The organism is Nocardia kruczakiae NBRC 101016 (assembly GCF_001612965.1).
Classification (GTDB): Bacteria; Actinomycetota; Actinomycetes; order Mycobacteriales; family Mycobacteriaceae; genus Nocardia; species Nocardia kruczakiae.
Genome location: NZ_BDBL01000012.1, coordinates 24,230 through 32,991 on the forward strand (window position 1 = coordinate 24,230; position 8,762 = coordinate 32,991).

The window sequence follows — 8,762 nt, forward strand, 5'->3', positions numbered from 1 at the left end:
AGCAGATCCCAGGGGGACACCCGTGAGCGTGCGCAGCGAGCGAATTACGGACGCAGCGCCCTCGAACCCGATCGGCACGATCCTCGGCGAGGCCCCGACCACGAACCGCGGTGAGGTACTGCCGTGAGTCGCAACAACAACGATCTGCCCATGCTGCCCCCGTGGCTGTCGGAGAGCGATGTCACGCAGACGGGGTACGAAGCGCCGGTCGAGAACCTTCCGCACGAGGAGTACATCCCGGAGGACAACGGTCCGCGACGGTTGTTCTCCCGCAAATCCGACGACCGGGCGGAATCCGACAAGAAGGAGTCCGACCGGAAGTGGCGGAAATCCCGCCGCAAGGACAAGACAGACGCCGAGCCGGCCGCCGATGAGGGGTCGCCCTCGTGGGGGCCGCCCGATACCGTCCGGCCGCAGGGCGATGCGCAGCCGGGGCCGGAGTTGTTGCGCGGCAACGGTTCTCAGGGTTCCGAATCTTTGCCGTGGCAGCAGCACACGCCTGAGAGCTACCGTCCGGACGGCGTCCAAGGTGTGATCCCGGCCGACTTCCGTGCGCAGCAACAGAATCAATTCCCGCAGCCGCCGGTACAGCCGCAACCACCCATGCAGCCGCAGCAGCCCCCGACGCAGCCGCCTGGGCCGTGGAACTCGTCGCCTTCGACGCCGCCCGCGCCGATGCGGGATACGCCGCACCTTCCCGCACAGCCGCCGACCGCGGATTCGTCGTCCACCTCCGCGGCGCCGTCGCGCCACGACTTCGGCCGGCCGCCCGCCACCGCACAGCCGAATCCCGCTCCGGTGCCGCAGGCTCCCGCACCACGTCCTGAGCAGGCGTCCGGCCCGGTCGTCCCGCAGCCCGCCGAGCCGCTGTCCGGCGAGATTCCGGCGGCACCGCCACAGACTCCTGCCCGGCCGCCGATTCCGCCTGCACCGCAACACCTGCCGAGCGCTGCTGTCCCGGCCGCCGACGGCGCGGACGCGGAGATGACCGTGCGGGTGACGCGTCGGCCCAACCTGCCGCCGCCGCCCCAGCAGTCGGCACCCACTCCACCGCCGCTGCCCGAATGGCCGGATCCGGCTCCCCCGACCCGTTCCGGTCCACCGCCGCGCCTGGGCGTGCCGGAGGGATATGAGAGTGCGTCGTCGGACGCGAACAGGGTTGGATCGGCGAGCAGCCCTGTCGGGTCGGCCCCGGACGCGAGTGGTCCAGCCGAGAAGGCGAACGCCGACACTTCGGGCGTCGCGGAGGAGGCACCCGCGTGGCTCGGCCGTGCGACGGAGCCCTCGCCCGCGTCGGGCGAATCCGCACCCCGGCTCGACGACGCTGCGGAGGCGTCGGTCGCGCATCGACCGCCCGGGGATTCGGGCGCGCCCGGCGAGACCGCGGTATCGAATACCTCTGGCGCGGATCTGCCCGTCGCAGCGGACGATACGGGGCATGGTGGCGGCACGTGGGATGCCTTCGCGGCCGGTAGCGATTCGACTTCCGGTACACGGCCTCCCCTTCCGCCGACGGTGGGAACCCATGCGCCGGAGAGTGATTCGGGTGCGTCGTCGGTGGTCGGCGGTGTCGGGTTCTACGGCGCCGGTAACGCGGACACCGGTGCGGCCGGTTCGGCGGGGCAACAGTGGAGCGGGCGGCATCGGCTCGCCTCCGAGCCGGTGGCGGCACAGGAACTCCCCGTGCGGCCCGGGCCGGACAGGGGTGCCGCCGCGTGGAACGGCGCCGACGCGGCACCAGCGCAGTCCGAAGCGCGGCCGCAGACGCCCCACGCCGCGGGCCCGCAGTACGGCGCGGTGCCACAGACACCGCAGTATCAGCAGCCGCCCGCTGCGGAATTCGGTACGCACACAGCACATTCCGGCCCCACGCCGCAGGCTCCGAATGCCGAATCGACGATGGTCGCCGGTCCTCAGGGCGTGTCGCAGCCTCGGATTCCGCAGGCGGCCCCGGACGCACAGTGGCACAGCGCACCGCAACCGCCGCCACAGGTGCCGGGTCCGGCGACCGGTCCCGAACAGCAGTGGGCCGCACGACAGGCGGATCAGTATTCCCAGCCGCAGCAGTACGCCCAGCCGAATCCGTATATGCCGGGGCAGCAGGCCGGTTCGCCCGAGCAGTTTCAGCACGCCCCCAATCCGCAGGCCCCGCAGGCGCAGGCGCAGGCGCAGGCGCAGGCGCAGTATCAGCAGTTCCAGCAGGGTCAGCCGCCGCAGCAGTACCCGCCGAACGGCGTGACGCCCTCACTGGAGGATGTCCCGATGCGCCGGGCGAAGAAGGCGCCCGGCTCAGGCTGGCGGCGCGCGGTGCACCACATGTCGGGTGGCGCCATCAATCCGGGTATGTCAGCGGAGGAGCTGCGCCTGCAGGAACTGGTGGCGCGCATCCGGCAGCCGGTGCGTGGCGACTACCGGATCGCCACCCTGTCCCTGAAGGGCGGTGTCGGCAAGACCACCACCACCATGGGCATCGGCTCGATCTTCGCCTCCATCCGCGGTGACCGCGTGATCGCCGTCGACGCCAACCCGGACTTCGGCACACTGTCGCAGCGGGTGCCGCTGCAGACCCGGTCCACGGTGCGGGACCTGTTGCTGGATCAGCAGATTCGCAGTTACGGCGATGTGCGCCGGCACACCTCGCAGGCCACCAGCCGGCTGGAAGTACTCGCCAGCGAACGTGACCCGGCGGCGTCGGAATCGTTCAGCGAGGACGAGTACCGCCAGGTGCTGCGCGTGCTGCAGCGGTTCTACAACATCATCCTCACCGATTGCGGCACCGGACTGATGCATTCGGCGATGGCGGGTGTGCTGGATCTGGCGCATTCGCTGGTGCTGATCTCGTCGTCGGCGATCGACGGCGCCCGTAGCGCGGCCGCGACGCTGGACTGGCTCTCGCTGCACGGGCACGATCACCTGGTGCGCAATGCCGTCGTGGTGATCAACCTGCCGCGCGAGGGCTCACCGAATGTGGCGATTCAGCATCTGCGCGAGTACTTCCTGGCCCGGTGCCGCGCCGTGCACGTCATCCCCTACGACCCGCATCTGGCCGAGGGCGCCGAGATCGACCTGGCCCGGCTGCACAAGAACACCAAGCGTGCGCTGGTGGAACTGGCGGCGACGGTGGCCGACGATTTCGCCACCGACCATCGGCGGTTCGGCGGTTACTGAGCGCTGCGGTTACCGAACACCGCGGTCCTGCCAGGCCATCGGCGTCGCCCGGACCTCTGCGATGGTGCGGCCGCGGCGGCGCCGGAACAGTCCGCGCAGGGTGCCGGCATTGAGATAGCCGACCCGCGCGGCGACCGTCTCCACGGTGGCATTGGTGGTGCGCAACAGCCGGGTGGCGCGCTCGAGGCGGATTTCGTTCACGAAATCCCGTGGTGACATCCCGATTTCGGCCTGTGTCGCACGCTGCAGGCTGCGCACGGTGACACCGAGTTCGCGGGCGGCGTCGGTGATCAGGAACTGCTCGGCGATATGTCCGCGCACCCAGCGTTCGAAGGCCGCGACCAGTGAATTCCCGCGCGCGATCACCTGGGGAACGATGTAGTCGCGTTGCTCGCCTCCGCTGCCGGCCAACAGCATCCGGGCCGCGCGTTCGGCCTGGGCGGGACTGCGACCGGCCACCGTGGCCAACGCGAGGTCGAGATGGGCCAGGGCGGCCGCCGCTGTCGCGATGTGACCGGAGCGGCACAGGATGCGTCCCTCGTCCAGGTCGACGTTCGGATAGCGGCGGCGGAAGGCCGGGCCGAGCCACCAGCTCGTCGTCGCGGGCAGCCCGTCGAGCACCCCGGCCTCGGCGAGGAAGAAGGTTCCGGTGCACGCGGCGGCCAACGGTGTCCCCGCCCGGTGCGCCTGCGAAATGCGTTCCAGCACCGGCCGGTTGGCGGGTGCGGCGATCAGGTCGACCACCGCGTCCGCGTCCATCGCGAGCACGGCGGGCACGATGATCGGGCCGATGTCGCCGGGAACCTCGGCCAGCGGTGTGGTCGGGATCAGATGGCCGTGGCCGGAGCGGACACTGCCGCCGAGCGCGACGGTGTGCACGCGCCACGGTTCGGGCTCCAGTTCCGGATCGTCGACGAGCGAGTTCGCCGTGTTGAAGACCTCCAGCACAGCGGCGAGACCGAGGTCTCCGACACCGTCCACGACGAACACCGCGATATCCATGTCGCAAACAGTACTGAATGCGTCGGATACGACACTGATATCGCGCGCATCCGCCGCCTAGTGTTGCCGTATGACGATGTGGGCGAACAGAGGTGCACGATGCGCATCGTGAGCAGTGTGTGTCACCTCTTCGAATACGAGGTCACCACGGCGGGTCCGTGCGCGGTCGCGCTGGATCCGGCGGCGGTGCGCGCCCGGAAGTTGTTCGTGGACTGCCTCGTCCTGCAGGTCGCGGTCGAGCCGGGTGATACCGCGGCACTTCCGGCGGCGGTCGAGGTCGTGAAAACCATTGCGGCACACGACGACGCCGGCTACATCGTGGTCGAAGGTGTGGCTCCGTGGGCGCGAAGCGATCGACGCGGCGCACACGAGGACGTTCTCACCGGCCTGGCGGATGCGCTGGACGTCGTATCCGAGCTCACCGAGCGCTTGGAGGAACGCGGTGAATCGGTCCACCTGATGCCGTTCGGCTGGAACACGATTCGCTTCACCGAACTGGCCGGGGGCTCGCGACCGCGGCGGGTGACCCGGCTGAATCCGGCGCCGTTGCCGGCGGATCGGTCGCGGCACAGCCGCGCCCCGCGGATGGCGGGTTCGTGCCGATCGCTGAGCTACTAGACCGACTCACCAGGTCGGCAGGCGACGCCGTCCGGCGAGGACGTCACGCACCAGATCGTCGTAGCCGTCGGCCAATTCGGCGAGATGATGCCAGGCACCGTGCAGCACTTCGTCGTTCGCGTCGAGCGTCATCAACGCGTGGTGCGCGCGCACCGACGCCTCGGCCAGCCGGTCGATGACGGCGCCGATCGTTTCGGTGTGCAGGGTGGCGCCGGAGGTCTGCTGCGGGACGGCGCGGACGATCCAGTCGTCGATCGCCATCACCAATTCCATTCGCCGTCTGCCGATTTCGATCATCAGCGCGGAGTCCGGATCCGGGGTGGAACCGCCGCGGCCGAGCTGGCGTTCGAACAGCACCGCCAGGTCGCGCGCGAACCACAGGATCGGGCCGCCGATCACGCGGTGCCCCCGGCACGCGCGTAACAACAGATCCGAACTCGGCAGAACTTCGGTCGCCGGGAAATCGACAGCCGTCGGTGTGTGTGGTGTGCCGGGCAATGCCACGACCACCATCGGGGACGTCTCCAAACCAGCCACGTTGCCTCGCCGTCGTCGCCGTACAACCAATGGTCAGGACGTTCATTACAATAAACCTCTGAATGTGTGTGTCAAGGGTCACACTGCCCCGTCGACCAGCAGAGTAGACTTTCCCGCGTTGAAGGTACAACCGAGGAGCGAGATGGCCGCCGGTCCGAGGTACCAGCGAATCGCCGACGTCCTACGGGAGGCGATCCGCGACGGCACGTACAAACCTGGTGATCGCCTGCCCAGCCACAACGAGCTGGCCGACCAGATGCATGTCTCGATCACCACCGCACGCAACGCGATTCAGGTGCTCGTGGCCGAAAACCTGCTGTTCACAGCGACTTCCCGGGGCACGATCGTGCGCAGCCAGGAGGTCCTGGAATCCGTGGTGACCAACCATATTCGACGCGACCGACCCAAGTCCGCACACGACATCTTCTCCGAGATCGCCCGCGCCGCCGGGCGTGAACCGGCCAAGCAGTTCAGCGCCCGGATGGAACCGGCCGGTACGGAAGTCGCGCACTGGCTCGGCGTGCCGAAGGACTCCTGGGTCGTCTCGCGCACCGTGGTGCAGTACCTCGACAACGAACCGTGGTCGTGGGAGGTCAGCTACTACCCGCGTGACCTCGCCGAACTCACCGGAATCGATTCTCCGCACGACATTCCGGAGGGCACGACGCGGCGGCTGGCCGCGCGCGGCTATCCCGAAACCGCCCATCGGGATACGGTCGTGGCCCGCCCGGCGAGTGCCGACGAGGCCGCTGTCCTGGGTGTCGGAGCCGGCACCATGCTGCTCGATCATCTGCGCATCGGCGCCAGCAGCACCCGCATCATGCGGGTCACTCGCCAGCGGTCGCTGGCCGCACGCAACCGGCTGGCCTACGAACTCGGTGACGACGAGGGCACCGCGCTGATCCGCAAAACCCTGGGGGCGCCGCATCCCCCGGGCAACTCCCACTCCTTCGGTAACTCGCTGGTACCCGGATCACCATGAGCGTCCGCATCCGCCAGGCCCGCTCGGCCGACCTCGGCACCATCTGCCGACTACGGCTCCAGCGCACGGCCTGGCTTGCGGCACGCGGCTCGGACCAGTGGACCCGGCAGGGTCGGGGGCTGCCGATCGAACGGTTTGCCCGTGCGGTCGGCCGGTCGGTCTCGGCCGGGGAGACCTGGGTCGCGGAGGTCGCCGGCGAATTCGCGGGAACCGTCACCGTGAACGACCGCGCGGATCCCGGACTGTGGTCGCGGCGGGAAATCGCCGACGCGGTGATCGTGCACTACATGATCGTCGATCTGCGCTTCGCCGGATACGGTGTCGGCCGGGCATTGCTCGCCCATGCCGCGGGCCTGGCCCTTGTCCGGCAACGCGATTGGGTGCGATTGGACGCTTGGACCAGGAATACCGAGCTGCACCGGTACTACCGCTCGGCGGGATTTCAGCTGGCCCGCATCGCGAATCCGGCGGTCAGCGGACCGTCGGCGGCGCTGTTCGAACGCCGCGCCGACAGCTGGGGCTTACCGGAACCGATCGTGCGACGCCATCTGCACGCGGACCGGGGCGATCCGGTGCCCTGACTCAGACCGGCGGCAGATAGCTCACCTGCACCATTTCGTTCTCGCGGGCACGGGACACGAGCGTGCCCCGGCCGGGTGCGAGCTTGGCCGACCGCACATCGCCGAGCAGTTTGCCCTCGTCCTTGGGCGCCGACATCAGCAGCGCGTCCACCGAGAGGTCCTTCATCATGCCCAGCACCTTGTCGTAGAGCGCCCGGGAGGCGCCGCCGGAGCGCCGTGCCACGATAAGGTGCATACCGATATCGCGGGCCTGCGGAATGAATTCCAGCAGCGGTTCGAGCGGATTGCCCGCACCGGTGGCGACCATGTCGTAGTCGTCGACCACGATGTAGATCTCCGGCCCGGTCCACCAGCTGCGGTCGCGCAACTGCTGCGGCGTGATGTCCGAACCCGGAATCCGTTGCCGCAGATAGGCGGCGACCTCCTTGATCATGTCGAACGACGTCTGCCCCGAGGTGGAATAGCCGGCGAGCTGCTGGCCCTCGAGGACGCCGAGCATGGTGCGCCGGTAGTCGATCAGGATGACGCGCGCCTGTTCGGCCGTCGAATTCTCGGTGATGCCGAGCACGATGTTGCGCAGCAGCGTGGTCTTGCCGCACTCCACGTCGGCGAAGGCCATCAGATGCGGCTGCGCCTCGAAATCCATGACCAGTGGGGCCAATTCGTTCTCGCCCAGACCGACGACCACCCGGGTGGCGCTGCATTCGATGCCGTGTTCGGCCGCTTCGGCGAGCACTTGTTCGCGCGGCACCCGCAGCGGCAGCATCCGGACGGCGGGCGCGCGCCGGTCGCCGTAGAGTTCGTCGAACTGGCTGCGCGCCAGCGCGATACCGTCGGACAGAGTCGCCGGATCGGAATTGGAGTCCAGTCGCGGCAGGGCGATCAGCATGTGCAGCTTCTCCGGGGTCAGACCCCGGCCGGGGCGACCCACCGGCACCAGAACGGCCGTGCGCCGGTCCATTTCGGAGTCGCTCGGGTCACCGAGACGCAGTTCCAGCCGGGTACCGACGAGATCTTTGACCGCCGGCCGGATCTCGCCCCAGCGGGTGGCGCCGATCATCAGGTGGATGCCGTAGGACAGGCCCTGCGCGGCCAGCGCGTTGAACGCCGGTTCCAGCACGTCGAATTCGGCCCGGATGGTCGCCCAGCCGTCGACCACCAGGAAGACGTCACCGAACAGATCCTGCGACAGTGGGTCCGCCGCCCGCTCGGCCGGGCTCCGCTGCGCCAGTTCTGCTTTGCGGCGGCGGAACTCGTGGATCGACTCGATGCCCAGTTCGCGGAAGCGCTCCTCCCGCTGATGCAGCAGGGTCACCATCTCGGCGACCGTGCGGCGCACCCGGTCGATGTCCATGCGCCCGGCCACCGAGCCGACGTGCGGGATGTCGGCCAGACCCGCCAGCGTGCCGCCACCGAAGTCCAGGCAGTAGAACTGCACCTGCTCCGGCGTGTGGGTGGCCGCGGCCGCCATGATGATCGAGCGCAGGGTGGTCGACTTACCGGACTGCGGACCGCCGACCACGGCCAGATTGCCCTGTCCCGCCGACAGATCGACGATCAGCACATCGCGGCGCTGTTCGTACGGCTTGTCGATGACACCGATCGGCCACCACAACCGGCCGTGCCGGTTCACCGGCGATCGCCAGTCCGGATCGGGCAGCAACATGTCCACCGACGGTGATTCGTCCAGCGGCGGCAGCCACACCTCGTGCGCCGGGCGGCCGTGACCGCGTAACCGGTCCACCACCACGTTGAGCAGCGTCTTGGGCACCGTATCGGCGGGTGCGCCGGGCAGCAGTTCCAGCTCCGCCTCGGGCGATCCGGGCGGCGGCGGAAGTTCGGGCCGGCCCAGCGGCCCGCGCGCCGGCGCGGCC

7 protein-coding genes are annotated in these 8,762 nt (G+C 69.3%); 4 read left to right on the top strand and 3 right to left on the bottom strand.

Translation table 11 applies throughout. The annotated features are described in order from the left end of the window. The first annotated feature begins 123 nt into the window (after positions 1 to 123). A complete protein-coding gene (locus NK1_RS35635; RefSeq protein ID WP_245660430.1) occupies positions 124 to 3,168 on the top strand; it encodes a MinD/ParA family ATP-binding protein in 3,045 nt (1,014 codons plus the stop codon). Positions 3,169 to 3,177: 9 nt separating this feature from the next. Here the strand turns inward: NK1_RS35635 and NK1_RS10670 are convergent, their stop codons facing one another. After that, positions 3,178 to 4,170 carry a GlxA family transcriptional regulator gene (locus tag NK1_RS10670; protein ID WP_063008363.1) on the bottom strand — a complete coding sequence of 331 codons (993 nt, stop codon included), beginning with the start codon at positions 4,168 to 4,170 and terminating at the stop codon, positions 3,178 to 3,180. 108 nt (positions 4,171 to 4,278) lie between these two features. Between NK1_RS10670 and NK1_RS10675 the strand changes: the two genes are divergently transcribed. Further along, positions 4,279 to 4,788 (top strand): hypothetical protein, encoded by a 510-nt coding sequence (locus NK1_RS10675; RefSeq protein ID WP_157104198.1) that lies wholly within the window; start codon positions 4,279 to 4,281, stop codon positions 4,786 to 4,788. Positions 4,789 to 4,794: 6 nt separating this feature from the next. Here NK1_RS10675 and NK1_RS10680 read toward each other — a convergent pair whose 3' ends face one another. Next, positions 4,795 to 5,325, bottom strand: a complete 531-nt coding sequence (locus tag NK1_RS10680; protein ID WP_374726727.1) for a DUF4254 domain-containing protein — start codon at positions 5,323 to 5,325, stop codon at positions 4,795 to 4,797. Positions 5,326 to 5,467: 142 nt separating this feature from the next. Between NK1_RS10680 and NK1_RS10685 the strand changes: the two genes are divergently transcribed. Both NK1_RS10685 and NK1_RS10690 read left to right on the top strand, forming a co-directional pair. Then, the gene (locus NK1_RS10685; RefSeq protein WP_063008365.1) at positions 5,468 to 6,307 is read left to right on the top strand and encodes a GntR family transcriptional regulator; all 840 of its coding nucleotides are present in this window, start codon (positions 5,468 to 5,470) and stop codon (positions 6,305 to 6,307) included. After that, complete coding sequence (locus NK1_RS10690) at positions 6,304 to 6,888, top strand: GNAT family N-acetyltransferase (RefSeq protein ID WP_063008366.1); 585 nt, start codon at positions 6,304 to 6,306, stop codon at positions 6,886 to 6,888. Before NK1_RS10685 ends, NK1_RS10690 begins: the two co-directional genes overlap by 4 nt. Before the next feature lies 1 nt (position 6,889). Here NK1_RS10690 and eccCb read toward each other — a convergent pair. Then, positions 6,890 to 8,762: type VII secretion protein EccCb (gene eccCb, locus NK1_RS10695; protein WP_063905957.1), on the bottom strand; the 1,873-nt coding region annotated here is incomplete at its 5' end.

What these genes read in the sequence shown, in the direction of transcription:
- NK1_RS10670 (WP_063008363.1), bottom strand. Translation starts at nt 4,170, where the DNA reads ATGGATATCGCGGTGTTCGTCGTGGACGGTGTCGGAGACCTCGGTCTC.
- NK1_RS10685 (WP_063008365.1), top strand. Translation starts at nt 5,468, where the DNA reads ATGGCCGCCGGTCCGAGGTACCAGCGAATCGCCGACGTCCTACGGGAG.
- NK1_RS10690 (WP_063008366.1), top strand. Translation starts at nt 6,304, where the DNA reads ATGAGCGTCCGCATCCGCCAGGCCCGCTCGGCCGACCTCGGCACCATC.